18 protein-coding genes are annotated in these 19,228 nt (G+C 66.2%); 12 read left to right on the top strand and 6 right to left on the bottom strand.

Going from position 1 to position 19,228, the window contains the following annotated elements; all coding sequences use genetic code 11:
• The first annotated feature begins 8 nt into the window (after positions 1–8).
• The 5 genes from OG735_RS01935 to OG735_RS01915 all read left to right on the top strand — a co-directional run bounded on the left by OG735_RS01935 (position 9) and on the right by OG735_RS01915 (position 5,574).
• Positions 9–1,607 (top strand): extracellular solute-binding protein, encoded by a 1,599-nt coding sequence (locus tag OG735_RS01935; protein WP_327321372.1) that lies wholly within the window; start codon positions 9–11, stop codon positions 1,605–1,607.
• 80 nt (positions 1,608–1,687) lie between these two features.
• Positions 1,688–2,566 carry a carbohydrate ABC transporter permease gene (locus OG735_RS01930; RefSeq protein WP_327321371.1) on the top strand — a complete coding sequence of 293 codons (879 nt, stop codon included), beginning with the start codon at positions 1,688–1,690 and terminating at the stop codon, positions 2,564–2,566.
• On the top strand, positions 2,563–3,408 hold the full coding sequence (locus tag OG735_RS01925) for a carbohydrate ABC transporter permease (protein ID WP_327321370.1): 846 nt from the start codon (positions 2,563–2,565) through the stop codon (positions 3,406–3,408). The genes OG735_RS01930 and OG735_RS01925 overlap by 4 nt, the downstream gene beginning before the upstream one ends.
• Complete coding sequence (locus tag OG735_RS01920; RefSeq protein ID WP_327321369.1) at positions 3,405–4,493, top strand: ABC transporter ATP-binding protein; 1,089 nt, start codon at positions 3,405–3,407, stop codon at positions 4,491–4,493. Before OG735_RS01925 ends, OG735_RS01920 begins: the two co-directional genes overlap by 4 nt.
• Before the next feature lies 1 nt (position 4,494).
• Positions 4,495–5,574 carry an ABC transporter ATP-binding protein gene (locus OG735_RS01915; protein ID WP_327321368.1) on the top strand — a complete coding sequence of 360 codons (1,080 nt, stop codon included), beginning with the start codon at positions 4,495–4,497 and terminating at the stop codon, positions 5,572–5,574.
• Positions 5,575–5,776: 202 nt separating this feature from the next.
• Here the strand turns inward: OG735_RS01915 and OG735_RS01910 are convergent, their stop codons facing one another.
• Positions 5,777–6,703, bottom strand: coding sequence for a phytoene/squalene synthase family protein (locus OG735_RS01910; protein WP_327321367.1), 927 nt, complete (start codon positions 6,701–6,703; stop codon positions 5,777–5,779).
• Between the two features lie 342 nt (positions 6,704–7,045).
• Positions 7,046–7,915, bottom strand: coding sequence for an alpha/beta hydrolase family protein (locus OG735_RS01905; protein ID WP_327321366.1), 870 nt, complete (start codon positions 7,913–7,915; stop codon positions 7,046–7,048).
• Positions 7,916–8,199: 284 nt separating this feature from the next.
• Between OG735_RS01905 and OG735_RS01900 the strand changes: the two genes are divergently transcribed.
• On the top strand, positions 8,200–9,429 hold the full coding sequence (locus OG735_RS01900) for a hypothetical protein (protein ID WP_327321365.1): 1,230 nt from the start codon (positions 8,200–8,202) through the stop codon (positions 9,427–9,429).
• A gap of 321 nt (positions 9,430–9,750) precedes the next feature.
• On the opposite strand, the gene OG735_RS01895 is transcribed toward OG735_RS01900, so the two are convergent.
• Positions 9,751–10,032, bottom strand: a complete 282-nt coding sequence (locus OG735_RS01895) for a transposase (protein WP_327321364.1) — start codon at positions 10,030–10,032, stop codon at positions 9,751–9,753.
• A 298-nt stretch (positions 10,033–10,330) separates the two neighbouring features.
• Between OG735_RS01895 and OG735_RS01890 the strand changes: the two genes are divergently transcribed.
• Complete coding sequence (locus OG735_RS01890; protein WP_327321363.1) at positions 10,331–10,618, top strand: hypothetical protein; 288 nt, start codon at positions 10,331–10,333, stop codon at positions 10,616–10,618.
• Between the two features lie 17 nt (positions 10,619–10,635).
• Here OG735_RS01890 and OG735_RS01885 read toward each other — a convergent pair whose 3' ends face one another.
• Positions 10,636–10,875 (bottom strand): hypothetical protein, encoded by a 240-nt coding sequence (locus tag OG735_RS01885; protein ID WP_327321362.1) that lies wholly within the window; start codon positions 10,873–10,875, stop codon positions 10,636–10,638.
• A gap of 275 nt (positions 10,876–11,150) precedes the next feature.
• Between OG735_RS01885 and OG735_RS01880 the strand changes: the two genes are divergently transcribed.
• The gene (locus OG735_RS01880; RefSeq protein ID WP_327321361.1) at positions 11,151–11,546 is read left to right on the top strand and encodes a hypothetical protein; all 396 of its coding nucleotides are present in this window, start codon (positions 11,151–11,153) and stop codon (positions 11,544–11,546) included.
• A gap of 317 nt (positions 11,547–11,863) precedes the next feature.
• Positions 11,864–12,034, top strand: a complete 171-nt coding sequence (locus OG735_RS01875) for a hypothetical protein (RefSeq protein WP_327321360.1) — start codon at positions 11,864–11,866, stop codon at positions 12,032–12,034.
• A gap of 437 nt (positions 12,035–12,471) precedes the next feature.
• Here OG735_RS01875 and OG735_RS01870 read toward each other — a convergent pair whose 3' ends face one another.
• Together OG735_RS01870 and OG735_RS01865 are read right to left on the bottom strand one after the other, a co-directional pair.
• Positions 12,472–12,954, bottom strand: coding sequence for a hypothetical protein (locus tag OG735_RS01870; protein ID WP_327321359.1), 483 nt, complete (start codon positions 12,952–12,954; stop codon positions 12,472–12,474).
• A gap of 554 nt (positions 12,955–13,508) precedes the next feature.
• On the bottom strand, positions 13,509–16,325 hold the full coding sequence (locus OG735_RS01865; RefSeq protein WP_327321358.1) for a Pls/PosA family non-ribosomal peptide synthetase: 2,817 nt from the start codon (positions 16,323–16,325) through the stop codon (positions 13,509–13,511).
• 886 nt (positions 16,326–17,211) lie between these two features.
• On the opposite strand from OG735_RS01865, the gene OG735_RS01860 reads away from it, so the two are divergent.
• The 3 genes from OG735_RS01860 to OG735_RS01850 all read left to right on the top strand — a co-directional run bounded on the left by OG735_RS01860 (position 17,212) and on the right by OG735_RS01850 (position 19,026).
• On the top strand, positions 17,212–17,787 hold the full coding sequence (locus OG735_RS01860; protein ID WP_327321357.1) for a GNAT family N-acetyltransferase: 576 nt from the start codon (positions 17,212–17,214) through the stop codon (positions 17,785–17,787).
• A 477-nt stretch (positions 17,788–18,264) separates the two neighbouring features.
• Positions 18,265–18,669, top strand: coding sequence for a hypothetical protein (locus OG735_RS01855; RefSeq protein ID WP_327321356.1), 405 nt, complete (start codon positions 18,265–18,267; stop codon positions 18,667–18,669).
• Positions 18,670–18,810: 141 nt separating this feature from the next.
• Positions 18,811–19,026 (top strand): hypothetical protein, encoded by a 216-nt coding sequence (locus tag OG735_RS01850; RefSeq protein WP_327328178.1) that lies wholly within the window; start codon positions 18,811–18,813, stop codon positions 19,024–19,026.
• Positions 19,027–19,228 lie beyond the last annotated feature (202 nt).

Here is a 19,228-nt window from a genome sequence, read left to right as displayed (position 1 = left end):
GCAGCCCCATGCGCAACAGCTCGTACAAGGGCATGATCGCCGCCGCGGCCGTCGTGGCCCTTACCGCCACCGGATGCACCAGCCAGGGCAAGGCGGAGAGCAAGCCCGACAAGCCGGCGCTGTTCAAGCCGGGTTCGGAGATCAGCTACAGAAAGTACGGCAAGGACTACCCGGCCACGAAGGTCAAGGACGTACCGGGGCCCTGCAGTTACGAGTCGATCAGCCGTAAGGACTACTCCGGGCAGACGCTGAAGATCATCAGCCATGCCGTCCCCGTCATAGGCGAGCCGACCAAGCTGCACGCCAGACAGTTCGAGGAGATCACCGGGGCGAAGGTGGAGGTGGTCAACGTCCCGTTCGGGGAGCTGCACCAGAAGATCCTCACGCCCCTGCAAGCGGGCCAGCCGGCGTACGACGTCATGTTCTACCCCTCCTTGTGGATCGGCGACATGGCCCCGTATCTGGCCCCGGTGCCGAAGGAGTATCTGGACGCCCCGGGCATGAAGGACGTCACGAAGGCCTATATGGACGTGGCGACCTGGAACGGGAAGGTCGTGCAGTACCCCGTGGACGGTGACCGGCATTACCTCAAGGTCCGCACGGACGTACTGAAGGACCCGAAGCAGCAGGCGGTATACAAGGCGGCCACGGGCAAGGACCTGCGCACGCCCAAGACCTGGGCCGAATACCAGGAGGTCGCCGAGTTCTTCAGCGGCAAGGACGTGGACGGCGACGGCAAGCCCAACTTCGGCAGTGCCGAGGTGACCAAGCGTGACGACCTGACGTTCTCCGCCTTCATCAGCCGTGCGGCACCGTATGTGAAGAACCCGGACGTCAAGGGGGGCATCTTCTTCGACCTGGACACCATGAAGCCTCTGATCAACACCCCCGGCTTCGTACGCGCTCTCGACGACATGGTGAAGGCCAAGTCGACCTGGGCGCCCGGTGGCGCCAACTTCGGTCTGGGCGACGAGATCTTCTCCTTCGGAGGCGGCCAGACGCTGATGTCCTACTCATGGGACGACGCGTTCATCCAGGCCCAGCAGCCGGACAGCAAGATACGCAACAAGATCGAAGCGGCGGCGCTGCCCGGTTCCACCGAGGTCTACAACCGCACCACAAAGGCGTGGGAAAAGAAGCCGAACCAGGCTCCCTACTTCACCTGGGGGTGGACCTCGGCGGTGTCCAAGGCGTCGGGCCACCAGAAGATGGCCTTCGACTACCTGTGCTTCTTCAGCAACGAGGCCAATACCGCCCTCGACCTGACCATCGGCCGCTTCGGCGTCAATCCCTACCGCAACGCCCACTTCGATGCGGCGTTCTGGGAGAAGCAGGGCTGGGACAGGGACGTCGCGAAGTCGTATGTGCAGACGCTCTCCGGCATGGAGAAGAGCACCAACCGCGTCTTCGACCTGCGTGTCCCCGGTGTCAACCAGTACATGTCCGCGCTGGCCAACGGCGTCGCCGCGGCTCTGGCGGGGCAGAAGGCGCCGCAGCAGGCGCTGGACGAGGCTGCCCGGGAATGGTCCAAGATCACCGAGCAGATCGGAAAGGACAAGGTCCGCGACGCCTATCGCAACGTGGTCGCACTCGAGGACTACCGCTGACCCGACCGCAGGACGCCCCGGGTGGCTGGCCGGTCCGGCCGGCCACCCGGGGGCGACCGCCCCTTTCCGCAAGGAGAACCATGTACGGCCTGCGCCGGCACAAGAGCATGTTCCTGCTCCCAGGACTGCTCACACTCCTACTGATCATCATCTTCCCGCTGCTGTTCACCATCCGCGTCAGCTTCTCCGGCTGGAACGTCAGCAGCCCTCAGATGGACTTCATCGCAGGGGCCAACTACGCCGCGATGCTCCACGACAGCCGCTTCTGGTCCTCGATCATGCGTCTGATCCTGCTGGCGGGCGGCACCGTCCTGATCCAGTACGTCATCGGATTCGGCATGGCCCTGCTCGTCTGGCGCGACGTACGCGGCCGCAGGTTCTGGCGGGTGCTGTTCCTCGTCCCCATGATGACCACTCCCGTCGTGATGGCCGCCATCTGGCAGATGATCTTCCATGAGTCCCTGGGCCCGGTGAATGATCTCCTCGGGATGCTGGGCCTGACCGAGGTTCCCTGGCTCACCGAGTCCGGGCCGGCGCTGGTCGCGCTGATGACTGTCGAGGTCTGGCAGTGGACCCCGTTCATGTTCCTGCTGCTGCTGGCCGGGCTCCTGAGTCTTCCCAAGGAACCGTTCATGGCCGCCGCGATCGACGGCGCCGACGTGTGGCGCACCTTTTGGAAGGTGACCTTCCCGCTCATGGCGCCGGTCTCGGTCGCGGCGGTCATCATCCGGCTGATCGAGGCATCCAAGCTCTCCGACAGCGTCTACGTGCTGACCTCCGGTGGACCGGGCTCCTCCACGGAGACTCCGGGCTACTACCTCTACATCCAGGGGCTGCGGGATCAGCAGACCGGCTACAGCGGGGCGATGTCCCTGACCTACCTGGTCCTGATGATCGTCACGCTCACCGTTGTCGCTGCCTTGCTCACCAGGGCCCTCAAGCTGAAGGGGCACTCATGAGGCCGCGCCTTTACCCCGTATTCAAGTACACCGTGATCGCACTGTGGGCCTGCTTCGTGGCGGGGCCGTTCTTCTGGGCCATGACGACCAGCTTCAAGGACGCCAACGCGGTACAGGGCGGCGCCACATATCTTCCCTGGATCCAGTACCAGCCCACCGCCACCGGGTGGCGCAACATCTTCGGCGGAGCCGGTGGCGTCGATGTGATCCAGCCCTTCATCAACAGTGCCATCGTCACCATCGCCGCCTCGGCCATCAGCCTCGTTCTCGGATCCCTGGCCGCCTACGCGTTGTCCCGCTACCGGTTCAAGATCGGCTTCATCAAGAACAGCGACATCGTCTTCTTCTTCGTGTCACAACGGATCATGCCGCCCGTCGTCCTGGTGATCCCCTTCTTCTACCTTCTGCAGTGGGCGGACCTCCTGGACAGCATCGCGGGACTGGTCATCGTGACGGTCGCCCTGCTGCTGCCGATCGCGGTGTGGGTGATGGTGGACTTCTTCAACGGCATCCCGCGTGAGATCGACGAGATGGCCATGCTCGACGGATGCGGGCCGTTGCAGACCCTCGTGCGGGCGATCCTGCCGAACTCCCTGCCCGGGCTGACCGTGGCCGCGATGTTCTGCGCGGTGTTCGGCTGGAACGACTTCTTCTTCGCCTTCAGGCTGACCTTCACCGAGGTCCAGACTCTGCCCCAGGCAGTCGTCGCCCTCAACTCCTCCATCCCGCCCTGGTGGACCCTGTCCGCGGCTGCCCTGTTCGGTGTGGCGCCGCTGGTCCTGCTCGCCATCTGGGTGGAGCGCTATCTGTCCAAAGGCAACCTGTCGGGAGCAGTCCGATGACCCTGAGTGCCACTGATCTGAGCCTGACCGTCGATGGCGTCGACCATCTCAAGAGCGTGACCGCAATGTTCGAACCGGGACGGCTCCACACCGTCATCGGCCGGACCATGGCGGGAAAGACGACGCTGCTGCGGGCCCTGGCCGGCCTGCAGGAGGTGGACTCCGGCTCCCTGACCAGGGACGGAGTCGACGTCCTCAAAACGCCGGTCTGGCGACGCGACACCGCCATGGTCTACCAGCAGTTCATCAACTACCCACATCTCAGCGTGTTCGGCAACGTGGCCTTCCCACTCCGGCGCCAGGGGCTGTCACGGGACGAGATCCAACGACGGGTCAGCAAGAGCCTGGCGCTTGTCGGCCTGACCGGCTTCGAGCGGCGCAAGCCGTCCCAGCTTTCCGGCGGACAGCAGCAGCGTGTCGCCGTGGCGCGCGCCCTCGCACGCGGCACGGGAATTCTGCTGCTTGACGAGCCACTGGCCAACCTCGACTACAAACTGCGCGAACAGCTGCGCGACGAGTTCAAGACCCTCTTCTCGGACCAGGGCGACACGATAGTGGTCTATACGACGACCGAGCCCGCCGAGGCGATGATGCTCGGTGACGTGGTGCTGGTCATGCACGAGGGACGGATCCTCCAGGTCGGCCCCCCGCAGGAGGTCTTCGAGCACCCGGCGACGACCACCGTGGCATCCATCATCAACGATCCGCCCATGAACATCTTCCCTGGCCGGATCGAGGGAGGTCAGGTCACGGTGGCCGGCTTCCAGGCCACGCACGTATCCGCACATCTCGCCGATCTGCCCGACGGCGCCTACCAGTTCGGCCTGCGGGCAACGGATGTCAGCCTGGCCTCCGCCGGTGTCGAGGGCGAGGTCACCTTCGTAGAGATCTCCGGCTCCGAGACCTTCGTTCACGCCGCTGTCGGCAAGACTCCGTTCGTCATACAGATCGAGGGCATCCATGACGTCGCTCTCGGTGATCTTGTGAAACTCCGGCTACGCCCCGAGCGGCTGTACGCCTTCGACGAGAAGGGCTCGCTCGTGCGGACACCTTCGTACGATCTTGTTTCAGTGGGAGGGCGTTGAGATGGCACAGTTGGACATCGTCGACGTCGGGCACAGCTACACGCCCGGCGCCGAAGAGCAGCAGTGGGCCCTCAAACCACTGAGGCTGACGTTCGAGGCCGGCAAGACCTACGCATTGGTCGGGCCGTCGGGTTGTGGCAAGACGACGCTGCTGAACATCCTGTCCGGGCTGGTCCGACCGTCACAGGGCCAGGTCCTGTTCGACGGCGTGGATGTCACGGCTCTGCCGACGAAGGCGCGCAACATAGCCCAGGTGTTCCAGTTCCCTGTCATCTACCACTCGATGACGGTGTACGAGAACCTCGCCTTCCCGCTGCAATGCCGCCGGTGGGACAGGGCAAGGATCGATGCCAAGGTCCATCAGGTGGCCGAGGCGCTGGACCTGGATGACCGGCTGGGGCAGCCCGCCCGTCGGCTCAGCGCGGACGACAAGCAGCTGATCTCGCTCGGCCGTGGTCTCGTCCGTGACGACGTGGCGGCCGTGCTGATGGACGAGCCCCTGACCGTCATCGATCCGCAGCTGAAGCACTCGTTGAGGCGCAAGATCCGTGAGATCACTGAGCAGTTCCAGCCCACAGTGATCTACGTTACCCACGACCAGTACGAGGCCATGAGCATTGCGCAGGAAGTGCTGGTCATGAGGGACGGCCAGGCCATGCAGCAGGGCACTCCGGAGCAGCTCTTCGAGGCACCCTCATCAACATATGTCGGCTACTTCATCGGATCACCGGCCATGAACTTCCTCACCCTGGACCGGGCGCACCAGGAGTTCACCCTCGGAGGTCGGAACCTGGCCGTGGCGTGGGACATCCCGGAGAGCACCGGCGAGGTCCAGGTGGGAATCCGGCCCGAGTACGTCAAGGTCGTCACGGATCCCGGGCCAAACACCTTTGTCGCCAGGCTTCGCGGTGTCCAGGATCACGGCCCTCAGCGAGTGCTCGAGATCGACGTGGCCGGCCAGCTCATGAAGGCGAAGGTGCCGCGGGAGGACGGTGTTCCGGGGATCGAGGAATTCCTGGTGCACCTGCCGCGGGCCAAGGCCCTCCCCTATTCGGACGGTTGCCTGGTACTCCAGTCATAGTTGTCCTGTTGTCGACAGCTCGCAGGGGTGATCCAGATCCTGGGTATCCGGGGGTCCTTGCCCCGCTCGGCGGATCGGGACAAGGATCCGTGCGGCAAGGTGCTTCCTGTGCCCGTGCCATTGACACAGCCAGTGCCCAAGACGACCAAGGACCAGGCCCGGTCAGTGCCGTCAAGCCGAGCGGCGGACGGTGACACCGGAGCTAGACGCTGGGCTGATCGCAGCGCTGATGGCGTGAAGCGCGGTATTCCCGTACCAGGACACGAAGTGCTGCAGATACGGAAGGGCGAGCGGTCCCGCGCAGGAGGGCGGCGCCCTTGTTGTCCACTGCGCGGAGCCGCAGACCCTGCAAGGCGACGAGAGTGCGGGTGAGCGGTCGGCTGTGCGGTTCCACGAGTTCCACGAGGCCGTACGACATCGTCAGGCCGGGACGGATCTGTGCAATCTGATGGCGAATCAGTTCACTGACGCCAGCGGTGGCGTGGGCCTGGTGCAGGTCGTTGCGCGTGACGCCGTGCAGGGTGAGGGCGTCATGGGGAATGCCGAGTCGCCCGGCGTGTAGGTCCTCGGCGATGTCTTCGAGGAAATCGAGCCGCTGGCTGGCCTCGATGAAAGCTCGGCAGCCGGCGCGGTAGGCAGCCGCCGAGGAGGAGGAGGCGAGTAAGCAGGCGATGAGCATGAACGCGGGCAGCGAATATGCGTCCACGTAGCGCTGGAAGTCGCTCTCGGTTGAGAAGCCTTCCCACTCCACCTCCAGTGGTGCTCCGTCGAGGTAGTGCTCGACGTGCTCCCGCAGCTGCGGGTGTCTGGTGATGGTGTGGGCCAGTGTTCGCAGAACCGGTTGATCGGCTGTGCCGGTCTCCAAGGCCGTCCGGACTTGTCCGTCCCAGTCGGTGAGTGCGGCGAGGCGCTCACGTCGTGGCCCTTGGTCGAGAAGGTTGTCACTGTGGTGCATGAATGCGGTGGCGGCGATGACGTCGGGGACGAGGGGTGCGGGCAGGAGCAGACGTACCGCTGCGTACTCAGCTCGAGCGAACTGTGCCACCAGCCGCCGCTGCTCGCCGTAGTCGCGGCGCAGCTGGGGGCCGCTGATGTGTGCCTGGTCGAGCGTGTGGGCCCACGTGGGCATCTTCTTCCTGCCTTTCGTCTGCAGTGTGAGCGGCGAGCCGGGCCGTGAGCGTGAGCGCGTCAACACGCCGGTCCTTTCACTCCACTTCATTGCTGAACGCGGCTGCGTCGGCGGGGGATGGTCCTGCGCGAGTGGGCTGACAAGGCGCATGTCGTCCTGAGAAGCACCGAAGGTCGGGTAAGCGTTTTCGGGTGCCCGCGCATGTGCACCGCGTCAGCCTGCCGCGAGCCCGGACAACCTTTCGAGATCCGGGATGTAGCGCAAGTTCCCGGGTTGCTGCTGACGATGGCCCCCGACCACCGACAGGGACAGGCAGCCTCCGGGCGTGTGCACCGCGCGGGGTCAGCCAAGGTGCTGCAGGAAGAAGGCGGCCGCCTCCTTGCCGACCCGCACGCGGACCGCCGGGTCGGCAGGTTCCGGCGCGAAGAAGTCGTCGTGGCGAACGTCGGGGCCGGCCGAGCGGCCACTCGCGGTGGGAATGTGCTCCAGGTACGGCCTGGTGTCGACTTCGTACGGGTTGACCATGTCCGCTCCGCCCCAGCGGATGTCCACCGGCACCTGCACGGTTGCCAGGCTCTCCGGGGTCACGAGACCGCCGACTCCTGGGGCCACTTGGAAGACCGCTCGCACTCGGGGATCCGAGAGGTCTGCTGCGGCGGCGTCCAGCGCCCGCCGTGACGACTCGTCTTCCGGGTACTTCTTCCGCAGCGCCTCCAGTGCGCCGGGGAACTCGGGGATCTCCGGCAAAGGGACCGCCCCTGTCAGCACCGCCCACAGGATCTGCGGATCGACACGGGCTCCGGCAAGCGCCACCGCCGTATAGCCGCCGAGGGAGAAGCCCGCCACGCCGACCGGGCCCAGGGGCTGTTCACGGGCGAGAACGTCGAGGGCGAAGGAGACATCCCGGGGCCGTTCCCACACGTGGAGGAAGCCCTCCGGCTCGTAGCCGTCGACGAAATTGTTGCCGTGGTGGTCAAGGGAAGCTACCCGGAAACCCGCCTCGGTCAGCGGACGGACCAGCCACTCCATGTCGCTTCCCGAACCTCCGGTGCCATGCGAGACGACGACAAGCGGAGCGGGTACGGCCACCGGACGGCATGGTTCCCACAGGTAGAGACGGACGGGACGGGGGTGGTCCGGCTCCCACAGGTCGCGGCGGGACTCGTCGTGCAGGACACGTATCAGCGGCTTTTCCTGCCCAGAGATCGTCACGGCGACATCGTAGGCAGACCGCCTGCCCTTGCGCCGCCGCTCTTCCAACACCCTGGCCCCGGTCCAGCCCGAAGATGAAGATCAAGCCAAGAACCCGTCTCTGAACCTTGGCTGACCCCGCGCATGCGCCGGCAACGAGGTTCGCACCGAAGGTCACCACAGCTTCACTTCTGCGTGCACTCAATGGAACAACGCTAAACTGCCGCGGAGTTGACCATGAACGGGGGAGATTTTCAGTGCGAGTCGCGTGCCGATCTGTCATGTGCCTGACGTTCACAGTTGTCTTGAGCGGCCTCGCCGGGTGCTCCGACGACACTTCCGGGGCAGGCGGCAAGACTCCGGATGCAGGCCCTGCGGCCAAGCCCGAAGCCAGTGCGCAGGCGTTCGACCCTCCGCTGAAGTTCGGCAAGGGCGTGAAGCTGGCGCAGGACGAGGACGTCAAGACCTGGGGGTTCGCGGCCCTGGGCTCCGAGGTCTATGTGCGGACGGACAACGGTCTCGATGCCTACGACACCAGGTCCGGGCGCAAGCTCTGGTCGTCCGCCCTGGACCGGAAGGACCGGAAGGAACGGTACACCGGTACGGAGGGAGTCCCGAAAGACGACCGGCGTATCCCCCCGGTGTTCGTGCAGCAGGGGGAGCGTACGGAAGTGCTCTTCGCGTTCACCGATTACACGAAGGGCTCCGGCACAGGCGTCGACCGGGCCGATGCCTATCTGCGCGCTGTGGACGCGGGCAGCGGCAAGGTGTCCTGGACGGCCCGGTTGCCGGTGCCGACCGGGATGGGAATCAGTGACATCGAGCCGTCCGTCGTCGGGGCGGAGAACGGAACTGCGGTCGTCGCAGCCCTTGCCAGCACGAACGATTCAAGCGAGGACAGTGAGAGTGCCGTCACCTACGCCGTTGACCTGAGCACTCATCAGGTGACGTGGAAGCAGGAGGGCTTCGCGGCCGCCGCGGTCGACAGCGGCACCGTTGTCGGTGCACAGGTGCGTGACAGCGCGACGTTCGGGCAACTGGGCGCCTGGCACGCCGAGAAGGAAGACCTCGCTCTCACAGGCCGGGCAATCGCCGACGGAACGGTGCGCTGGAAGGACGAGGGCCACTCGTCCTTGGAGGTCAATCGCGTGGGAGGTGGCTTGTTCGCCACGGAAGCCGCGTTGCACGACAGCCGCACGGGCAAGGCCGTCGCCGGGGTCGACGGCGCCTACATCACGTGCTACTACGACCAGCAGTCGGTGGTCGTGTGCGGCAGCGACGAGACGGTGCGGGGAGTGGACACCCGCAGCCGCAAGGTGCTGTGGACCATCTCCAAGGAAGACCCTTCTCGTAAGATGCCGACAATTCAGGCCGCTTGGCACGGCGCCGTCTACGCCAATGCCGCCCCCGACTACGTCGTCCTCGATGCCAAGACGGGGAAGGACCGCACGACCTTCAACGGCCCGCATCTGTTCCTGGTCAACGAGTACGCCGGAATGGACCTTGACATGGTCGCCTATCCCGCCACCGGTTGATCGGTCGGATCTGGAACCGCCTGGATGTTGATCGGAAGCGGCATCTACCGGGCCGGCGGGCCGGATGCGGGTGATTCACGCCGCGCGAAGCAATTCTGACGGGCGTGGAAGAGCCGCTGTGGGATAGACAGTCTGGCGGGTGAGGCGGTGGTCAGGAGCGTGATGGCTGCGATCGTGATCATTGCCTCGGAGTGCTCGGGCAGCGTCTTGTGGTCTCGTGCGTTGCGGCAAGGGTGCCCGCATAGGCGGAGTCAGCCCAGACGATGGTCAGTTCGGGGTGCATGAGCCGTAGTCGGAAGAGGACTTCGCGCCCGACGGTGGTTACGGCGGGCTCGGGCCAGGTCTCCGGCTTGGACCAGCCGCCCGTCCGGGAGCCGCGGCAGCGGAGGCCCGCCAACGCATTGCGGAACTGGCCGACGACGATCTGGCCGCGGTCACTCCTCCGTGCAACGCGCCGTGCCCGCGCCGGTGGTCGGGCAGCAGCGTCAGATTCACCGGAGATCTGACCGGCCCGTCCGCGCACAGTACCGCGTCCGTCAGCTCGAACAACTCATCGCGCCGTGCCCCCAACCACGCGTAGAACTCGCCCCGGAAGCATGACACTTTGCGCGACGCTTCCCGACGGCCGCCTCGTTCCAGTGCACCCCCACGGCTTTCGTTCCGGTCACGTGTGCTCCTCGGTCAGAGCACAGGGTCACGTGAATGCCGTTCCTATGTCCGGCGAACATCCATGAACGCAATCAAGTTCGAGAAAGCGGTCGAGGTCGTGGCAACATGTCCGGCATGACGACACACCGAAAGGTCCATGCCGCGTAGACGGCCAGGACGCCTACGGGGCACACTCCCGGACCCGCACCAGCCACCGGGCACCACACCGGCCATCGACCGCCTCTCCTCGCGAGTGCTGTCCGAGATCGTTCGCCTTGAACGCACGCGGAATTACCTACAGCCGGGAGACACCACCGCGGCATTGCGACTGTGGAAGGACTATGTCCACCGCCCTGAGGGCCAGCTCTGGCACGACGATGAGTACGGCAACGCGCACTGGTACTGCTGCGGCAACCCTCTGGAAGCCCGCGCTCTCCTCGACGGCGTGATGCAAGCGATGTCGCATCGCGGAGCCCGCGAGCTCGGCAAGATCATCACTGATCTCGACGCGTTCATGGGCCCACCCGGCCCAGGCGCATGAGGATGAAAAGAACAAGCTCAGTACGCGCCGGTGGCTTCCATTACGACCCGGGTGACGCCCTGGCACACCAGGCGGTCGCCCAGTTCGAGGATGCCAATCGTGCTCGCAGGGACGTTCCACACTTCCTGAGTGCGTCGACCCGCACGGCTGGGATGGGGCAGACGCGTACACACCATGCCCGATGCCTTGGCGATGTCGATCGCGGCGACGCGATCCACCAACTCCGCACCCTGGTCGGTCACTTCCGTATCCGCCACGCGTTTCCCACCTCGTTCCTCGCTCAGATGGCCACGGGTGCGGCTGACCGGGAGCGGAAGGGACGGTCGGGATTCTGAACGGCGTGCCCGTGGCAACAGTGCGTGGTCCCTCAGGCCAGCTCCGGCACCAGACTGTTTCGCGGGATCGATCTCCCAAGGCACTACCGGCGTCGGCGGTCAGCCGCACTACCGATTTTCACGCCGGCGAGGCGTCCCGTCAGGGACATGGTGGACTGTTTCTGATCCCGGGGCGATCTAGGTGCGATCCTGTATGTATGAACCATCTCGGCGACGCGAACCTGCGCACCTGGACGCTGCGATGGATGGCCCTCCTCGCAGCCGACACCCAGGATCAGCTTGCCTGGCTGGGCGAGCGTGAGCTGGAGACGGAGTCCGTCGTTGACGAGGTGGAGCTCCTCTGTCGAATCTCCGAAGGACTCGCGGAGCGCGGAGCCTTCGAACCCAGGAACCTGCGCGATCTTCAGGCCATCGGCCGTCGCCTCGGCGAGATCGATGCCGGCTGCCACGCCGGCCTCTGGGCCAACGCCCTGGCCACAGATCCGGCGTGGGATGAAGTACGTCCTCTCGCCCGCCAGTTTCTCCTCACGACGCTGGGCGACTGGCGTCAGCCGCTGCCACGCCCCGTGCGCCCGCACACGGGCGACCACTGAGCACGTCCAGGTCGCCTGTGCGACTGTGACGCGGCCGGCCCCGCACGACCGCTGCTGCGAAAGCTGTTCAGGTGACGCGGAGGCGCTGGGTACTCTCTCGTCTCATGGGCCCGGAGCATCCCCTCGTTCGCGAGGTATTTCCTGAGCTTGTCAGCAACCTGGTAACTCTTCTGGAGGAAGACGGCGAGCACGAGCTGGCCATCTGTGCATGGGATCTCCGCCTGGTCGCGGAGTGCGGCTGCGGCGACGACTTCTGCCAGAGTTTCAAGACGGAACCACATCCGGACGGACAGCCATTCGGTCCGGGTCATCGGTGCGTGCCGCTATCGCCCTCGAAGGGCATGCTCGTCCTGGACGTCCTGGACGTCCTGGACGTCCTGGACGTTGTGGACGAGCGGATCATGTACGTCGAGGTGCTCGGCAGGGAACCCCTGCGGGACGTGCGCGTCCGCCGGCCCGAGCTGTCCGAGCCAGGCGGCGGGGCATGAGAGTGATCTCAGTCGGAGCGGGGTGGCGGTGGTCCGGGCGACCGTCAAAGTGGGCCACCTGCTCCCCAGGGCCGGCCCCGGACATCCCGTACATCCCTCGCAGGACGTGTGCATCACATCCCATTGGGGCAGCCGAGAGCCGCTGAACTTCACCTGTGGCGCCCCACCTCGTCGCGGAATTCGTCGGCGACTCATCGATCGACCACGGCCGGTGGCGGCATCCGGTCCAGGCGCGGCGGATCAGGAGCGACGTCGCGCCCCGGGACGTTCCCCCCCGCCTGACGAGCCGGCGCGTCGGCCGAGGAGCAGGTCCTACGACTGGCCCGGCTGGCGAAGGGTGCCGGCTGCCACGGTGTGATCGCCTCGCCTCAGGAAGTGGCGCCGCAGCGACGTCTGCTGGGCCCGGAGCCTTCGATCGTCACGCCGGGAGCGCTCGTTCAGCCGGGCAGCGCCGATGCCGGGCCCGGCTGAAGGCCGTCACCGTCGTAGGCGGCCAGCGCGGTCTGACGGCTTTCCAGCAGCTCGCGCAGGTCTTCGGGGGTCAGGTGCTCGTGCGCCAGCTTCACGCTTGCCTTGCCCTCCACGTCCGCCCACGCCTGCCGGGCGCGTTTGTTGGCCACGCGCCTGGCATCGCTCCGCAGGAAGCCGGCCCCGGCCGCGAGCCCGGCAGAGGCCAGGGCGAGCAGCGCCGCGGGGACGCGTGCGTCCGCCGTGGCCAGTCCGGCGGCGCCGGCCACGCCCGCGAGCAGAGCCGCGGGGAAACCCAGCACGATGTGGGCCCTGTTCCAGAATTCGGCCCTTCGATGGGCCAGTGCCTTCTGTTGCGCCGCTTCTTCGTGCAACCGCTCGATCTCGGCGCGCAGGCGACGCGAGGGCTCGTCCGGGGCGAGTCGCGTGGATCCGTCGGCAGGAGTGGCCATGCCTGAAATTCCAACACGGCTGAGCCTGGGGGGACTTGGTTCGGTAGTGACAGGCTTGCCGGGCGCGAATAGTGGGTTCTCGCCAGAACCGTCCGCCCCCGAACACGGTCACCTCGGCCGTGCCGCAGCGCGAACCCCCGGTCTTGCCCCGGACGAGGTCACGATGATCCTCGACACCAATGCGGCAGACCTGCTCGGCCTGTCCGGGCCGTGACCCTTCAACCACCACAAGGCGAGCGGTGTTTCAGCCGGTTGCCGGCTTTGCCTGCCCACGCTCGTTGGCCCGATGGGCCAGTTCAGCGCGAATGCCGCCTGCGGATGCCGGACACGCCTACGGGGCCGACGCGCTGGAGGTGTCTCGTCGATCTCGTCGGGCTCACGGCGGCTGATCCGGCCTGATCGACAAGCCCCCACGGGCTATGGCGGCCGACGGTGCTCGAGTCGGCGGGGGCGCGGGTGGCGCCGCGTGGGCATTTCCCGCGAACAGTAAGATCGTTTCCCACCGGGCTGCTCAGCAACGGTGACGGGAAGCGGGCCCGCCGACCGCAGGAAGCTCAAGGAACGCGGGCCACGGCCGTGTCTTCTCGAGCCGGGTTTCCGCCCCACCGCGCTTGAGAGGGAACTTCCTCGCCCTTCATCAGGAAGGAGTCGGCGGCCAGCTGTGCCCGGTCGCCGATCGTGGTCCCGTAGTGGACCAACGTGTTCACGCCGAGGGTCACGCCCGCGCCGATCGTGGCGTGGTCGGACTTGAAGGCGCCGTCCTCCTGCGAGTGGCACTGGATGACCGTCCCGGCGTTGAGGGTGCAGCCGTCCCCGATGCTGACGAGGGTCCGCTCGGTGATCGAGCAGCCGTCGTCGAAGACCCGGCGGCCGATCCGCACGCCCAGCAGCCGCCAGACCATGGACTTGAACGGGGTGCCGTTGAAGGCTTGCATGTATTGGTGCGACGTCAGCTTCCAGAAGCGTTCGTGCCCCCAGAAGTCGGCCTCGTAGATCGAGCAGTTCAGCGGTTTCACCGGGCGGATTCTCGTGACGGCCCGTTCGACCAGCGCGAAGTAGACGACGGTGAACGTCCAGGTGAGCAGGCCGGCCAGCACGAAGGCCGGCACACCGATGGTCCGGTAGAGCTCGACGGCGGCCATGGTGATGAGGGCGAGCACGAAGAAGTGGAACCATCGCACCAACAGGTGCAGGCCCGCGGTGAGCGCGTTGTGCCTGTTCTTGACAGCGAGTCGGCGGCGCAGCTCATCACCGTGGGCCAGGTGGTCGAACTGGGTATCGCGCAGCACCGTGCGCGGGATCTCGAAGCTGGGTGAGCCCAGCAGTCCCACGCCTTCGCGCACCGGCCCGTCTATGGGGACCATGACCTTCGTCGCGAGCAGGCAGTTGTCGCCGGTCCGGCCGCGTGAAGGGTAGGCGATGCGGTTGCCGAGGAAGTTGCTCGGCCCGATCGAGGTCGGGGAGAAGCGGAAGGACGAGCTGGAGAAGTCGGCGTTGATGATCGACAAGCCGTCGGCGACCATCGTTCCACTGCCGACCGTGCTCAGGTATGGGGTGTCGTGCTTGACCAGCGTGCCGAAGTTCGACCCGGTCTGCTCGATGTTGCACAGGTTGTATCCGAGGCAGCGCAGGTAGTGCACGATCGCGGAGCTGTCCCCGAAGAGCGTGGTGAAGAACCTGATGTTGGTCAGCCGCGTGATCGCCCGCTGGATGCTGTGGTGGAAGCCGTACAGCGGGTAGGTCCTGCCCGGTTTGATCGCCAGGCTGAGCAACCGTGGCACTGTGCTCACCACCAGCAGGCCCACCAATATGCCGCCGAAGAAGGCCATCAGGGAAGCGACGAGCGCCTCGAGGTAGAACGTGGGGCTGGTGAAGGCCGGCGGCCCTGGGGTGAACACCGCGTTCAGCTGCGGCACCACGGTGAACACGAGGCTCACCCCTGCCAGCGTCAGCGGCAGGTACACCAGCAGCATGGCAAGCAGCTGCGACAGGCTGTAGAGGGCCCTGCGAAGGGGGCCGCACGCGGAAGGCTCGACAGCCCGGAAATCGGTCGTCGTCGGTTGCGCCGGCGTGCCGTGCCACGACTCTCCGGCTGGAACCGCCTGCCCGGAATGCAGGGATGAGGCGTGACCCAGTTGGGTGTCGTCGCCCATCGACGTTCCGATGTCGATGACGGCCTGCTCACTGACGGTCACATCCGCGCCGAGGGTGACGGGGCCCATCTCGATCCAGCCGTCGTGCGCCCGGTAGCAGGACAGCAGCACGTCCTTGCGGACGACCGTGCCGTCACCGATGGACAGGAGGTCGGTGCAGACTGGGACGGTGCGGGAAAGGATGGCGACGTCCTTTCCGATGCGTGCGCCGAGGGCCCTGAGGTAGAGCACGTACAGCGGTGAACCGGTGAACAGACGCACCGGGCTGGTTCGGATGAGGGTCTTGACGCACCAGAAGCGCAGGTAGGCGGAACTCCACACCGGGAACCTGCGCGGGGTGAAGCGGCCGATGAGTATCCACTTGGCCGCAATGGGCAGCGCGCAGATGCCGAGGAAGAGCGCCGTACTGAAAAACACCGCCCGGAGGTAGACGCCGGCCGTCCCCGAGCCTTCCAGGGTCCAGTCGTAACCGAGGACGGCAATCGTGGCGCCGAGGGAGGAGAAGACGAGGAACATCAGCATCTGGGCCGTCCCGCACAGCATGTACCGCCAGGGGCCGGACTGCGGCGCACCCGATGCGTCGGACGGGGCATCGGCAGTTCCCGGGGCCGGCTGGGAGGGCTGTGACGGCGCGTGCCCCGGTGCCGCGGGCTGGACAGCGGCGGGAGCGTCCGCGAACGCGGCGGCCAGGCTGCTGATCGTGGGGTGCCGGTAGATGTCCTTCATCGACACCGTCGGCAGGTCGTCCCGCTTGCGCACTCGTGCACAGAACTGAGCCATCACCAGCGAATCAGCACCCAGATCCGTGAAGAAATTGCCGTCCACGGGCACCTGCTCAGTACCCAAGACTCCCGCCAGCACCTCTCCCAGTGGGCTCTTGGTGCCGGCGGCTGGCACATCTGTCGGGGACTCGACCACCCCATCGGACGGGGCGTCCTCCTGCGGCGGGGAGAAGGTACTGTCCGTGAACGCAGCGGCCAGGCTCCGAACCGTCGAGTGCTGATAGATGTCCTTCATCGACACCGTCGGCAGGTCGTCCCGCTTGCGCACCCGTGCACAGAACTGAGCCATCACCAGCGAATCAGCACCCAGATCCGCGAAGAAATCACCATCCACCGGCACCCGCTCGGTACGCAGAACACCGGCCAGAACCTCGGCCAGGAGCCCTTCGGTGCCAACCGCCGCACCATCCGTGCCCGTCGTGGTCTCGGAAGACATGTGCCGTCGCCTCCAGTCAGGCCGTCCACTGTCAGATGACCGCCGAAACCGTCACGCCCCTGCTGCGCACATCGGGACGTAACACCAACAGCGGCTCCCAGCGCCTTCCGATCGCCGGCTGACCGGCGGCGGGGGAGTGGCACCCCCGCCGCGCCGAGAACACCCCGAGACCGATCAATCGCCCGTTTGCGACGCACAGAAGGGCGCACACAAGAAAGAAAGGAAGAGTCGTCCGAGGCTGGCTACACGGACGGCCTGGCCCGGAGCTGAGCCAAATTCCCCATGCTTCCAGGCTCCGAAAAAGTATTGATTTCTACCATCCGGCACGTGTCCGAACCACCCCCGCCGACCGGCGGGGAGCCTCCGGCCATGTGGCTGGTGGGCAAATCGCGAGCAAGGTTTCTCAAGATCTGTCCGCGCCGTGGAGTTCGCTGAGCGTTCGCATCACGCTCCAGACCGGTCCCCAGTGGGTCTCGTCTCCCGCGACACTGTCGCGGCGTCGTGTGCCGGAGCTGTCGGTCCTCTGCCAGTCGGCGGCGGCAGGCTCGGACCAGGTGATCCACGTAGTGCCGTGTACGTCGGGGAGTCCGCCATAGGCGGCGTCATCGGTTCTCAGCACCTCGGACGCGTCGCTTGGAAAGCCGCGGCTGGCTGCGTCGGTGAGAGAGCGAATGTCGGTGGTTCCTGGCATCGGTTCGCCGTCAAGAGGCCCAGGAATGTCGATGAGAAGCAGCAGCGCCTGAGAGCGGTGAGTCCGGTCGGGATGGCGTCCCGCCAAGTGGTGTAGGCCGTGAAGATCTGCGCAGCGGGGTTGGCATTGGCGAGCACCGTAGGGGTTCGACATAACCGATCGACTCCCTGATGGTGATGGCGTTAGCTGGTCGGCATGCCAGAACTGCGTACCGATCGTCTCCTGCTCCGCCGGTGGCGGGAGTCCGACCTCGAACCGTGGGCGGCGATGAACGCCGATCCCGAAGTCCGAGAACACCTGGGGGAACTGCTGACGCGGGAGCAAAGCGATGCCGCGGTGGCGCTCATGCAGGCCGAGTTCGACACCCGAGGTTTTGGGTGGTGGGCGCTGGAAGCACGGGAGACTGGTGAGTTCATCGGCCGCGTCGGCTTGGACGAGGTGGGCGAGGACATGCCGTTCGCGGGTGTGGATATCGGGTGGCGGTTGATGCGTTCGGCGTGGGGTCACGGTTACGCCACCGAGGCCGCCCTGGCCTGCCTGGCCTTCGGCTTCGAGGTCCTCGGGCTGCCGGAGGTCGTTGCGTCGACGACCGTCAACAACCTTCGCTCCCAGGCAGTGATGCGCCGGATCGGCATGACCCGCGACCCGGCCGACGACTTCGAGGATCCGAGCGTGCCCGAAGGGCCGCTTCGTCAGTGTGTGCTGTACCGGACCCCCCGCAAGATGCCCACGGGCTACACCACGCGGCGGGACATGACCCCGGTCGGCTGAGCAGGTCAGAGTTCGATTCGGCGCTTCCACCATGGGAGGTCAGGTGCCGCGAAGGGTTGTTGACAGTGCGCCGGAGTCTGTTCATCCACGGGTGCGATGACTGCACTCAGTTCGCATCGTGCCTCCCTGCGGAGTGCGTGGAGCGCGATCTCCAGCAGGGTGCGGACGTGGTAGCAGCCGCTCCGCAGGTCGGTGTCGTTGTATCCGTAGAAGGCCACGCACGGAGTTTCCTTCCGCAGGCGACAGCGTTGTGTGGTGGTAGATGGTTGGCTTGCCGTTCGGATGGGCGTCGATGGCGTTGATGCGAACGGCAGCGCGGACGCCGGTCAACGCGGCGAGGGAGATCGGTGGATCGGCCGGGTCGACGGCTCGGCGATCCGGTTGCAGCGTGCGTGCGGGTGCAGTCAGGGCGGCCGCATATCGGGCAGCGGGAGGTCCTTTGGTGGCTGGCGGCCCAAGCTAAGGGTGTGGAAGCCAGTGGGACAGCGCGTCTGGGTGCGGGATGATCTGCTTGTGGAACGAGTCATTGATCTTGATCAGGCGGTCGCATCAATTGCCGAGCGGGCCGCGCGATGGCTAGGGGCCGGTCTCACGGTTGGGCAGGTGACTTGGCGGGACGAAGCCGCCCCGTGGCCTCAGCGGCTTGAGACTGACAGGGCACTCGTGCGTGATCCTGACTCGATCGGCGTTCTCATCTCCGGGCCGGCGGACGCTGAGCTATCCGTGGTTCTGTTCCGGGGCGGCTGGGCTGATGTCGACTTCGTCGCCAGCCTTGACGACGCCGGAACGCTGCCTGCATCCGGCATCGATTCGGCAGCGGCTTTCGGTACCCAGCTCGATCAGTGGGTGCCGCGCGTCTTCGGGAACCGCCGCGATACGTAGAGCTGGAGGGAGTGGCAGCCACCTGCGATGGGTCCCACCTCGCTGTCTTGTGATGGCCAGGTGGTCGGCCAGCCGTAGCCCGCTGTCTCCACCACTGCGTACAAACCGCCCTCACGGCGACTTGACCGGAACGTCTGGTGGATCGCATGGCTCGTCGGGAATCTGGTCAACGGCATTGCGGGCGCTCAATACAACATGGCCCAGACGGCCGACGAGTTCCTCGCGGGCGCTGACGCCTTCATTGTCGGCTGCCTTACCGACATCGGCGCCGCGCTGCTGGCCGTCGTCGTCGTGCGAAGGCTCACACGTATGCAACTCACCAAGGCGGTGCGGCGAGTGGAACAGGCCGCAGTATGAGGCCCGCCCCCCGGGGGGCGGGCCGACTCGCGCGCCTGGCCGCACTCGAGATCCTCGCAGATCCGCAGCGATCGAGGCTGAGCCGGCAGTCTCATGCCGACCGGTGGATGTCGTCGTAGGCTGACGGTCTCGGGGCTGTCACGGAGGTTGGTCATGCCCCGCCCCATCTGGTCCGGCGCCATCAGCTTCAACAATGGCTGAA

It is taken from the genome of Streptomyces sp. NBC_01210 (genome assembly GCF_036010325.1).
Taxonomy (GTDB): Bacteria; Actinomycetota; Actinomycetes; order Streptomycetales; family Streptomycetaceae; genus Streptomyces.
The sequence above is the reverse complement of the archived record's forward strand: the minus strand, read 5'-3'. Positions and strand labels throughout refer to the sequence as shown.

Bases quoted from the DNA above. Each gene is read 5' to 3' on its own strand.
- OG735_RS01920 (WP_327321369.1), top strand. From the start codon at position 3,405: ATGACCCTGAGTGCCACTGATCTGAGCCTGACCGTCGATGGCGTCGAC.
- OG735_RS01880 (WP_327321361.1), top strand. From the start codon at position 11,151: ATGAACCATCTCGGCGACGCGAACCTGCGCACCTGGACGCTGCGATGG.
- OG735_RS01910 (WP_327321367.1), bottom strand. From the start codon at position 6,703: ATGCCCACGTGGGCCCACACGCTCGACCAGGCACACATCAGCGGCCCC.
- OG735_RS01915 (WP_327321368.1), top strand. From the start codon at position 4,495: ATGGCACAGTTGGACATCGTCGACGTCGGGCACAGCTACACGCCCGGC.
- OG735_RS01930 (WP_327321371.1), top strand. From the start codon at position 1,688: ATGTACGGCCTGCGCCGGCACAAGAGCATGTTCCTGCTCCCAGGACTG.
- OG735_RS01935 (WP_327321372.1), top strand. From the start codon at position 9: ATGCGCAACAGCTCGTACAAGGGCATGATCGCCGCCGCGGCCGTCGTG.
- OG735_RS01925 (WP_327321370.1), top strand. From the start codon at position 2,563: ATGAGGCCGCGCCTTTACCCCGTATTCAAGTACACCGTGATCGCACTG.
- OG735_RS01870 (WP_327321359.1), bottom strand. From the start codon at position 12,954: ATGGCCACTCCTGCCGACGGATCCACGCGACTCGCCCCGGACGAGCCC.
- OG735_RS01860 (WP_327321357.1), top strand. From the start codon at position 17,212: ATGCCAGAACTGCGTACCGATCGTCTCCTGCTCCGCCGGTGGCGGGAG.
- OG735_RS01865 (WP_327321358.1), bottom strand. From the start codon at position 16,325: ATGTCTTCCGAGACCACGACGGGCACGGATGGTGCGGCGGTTGGCACC.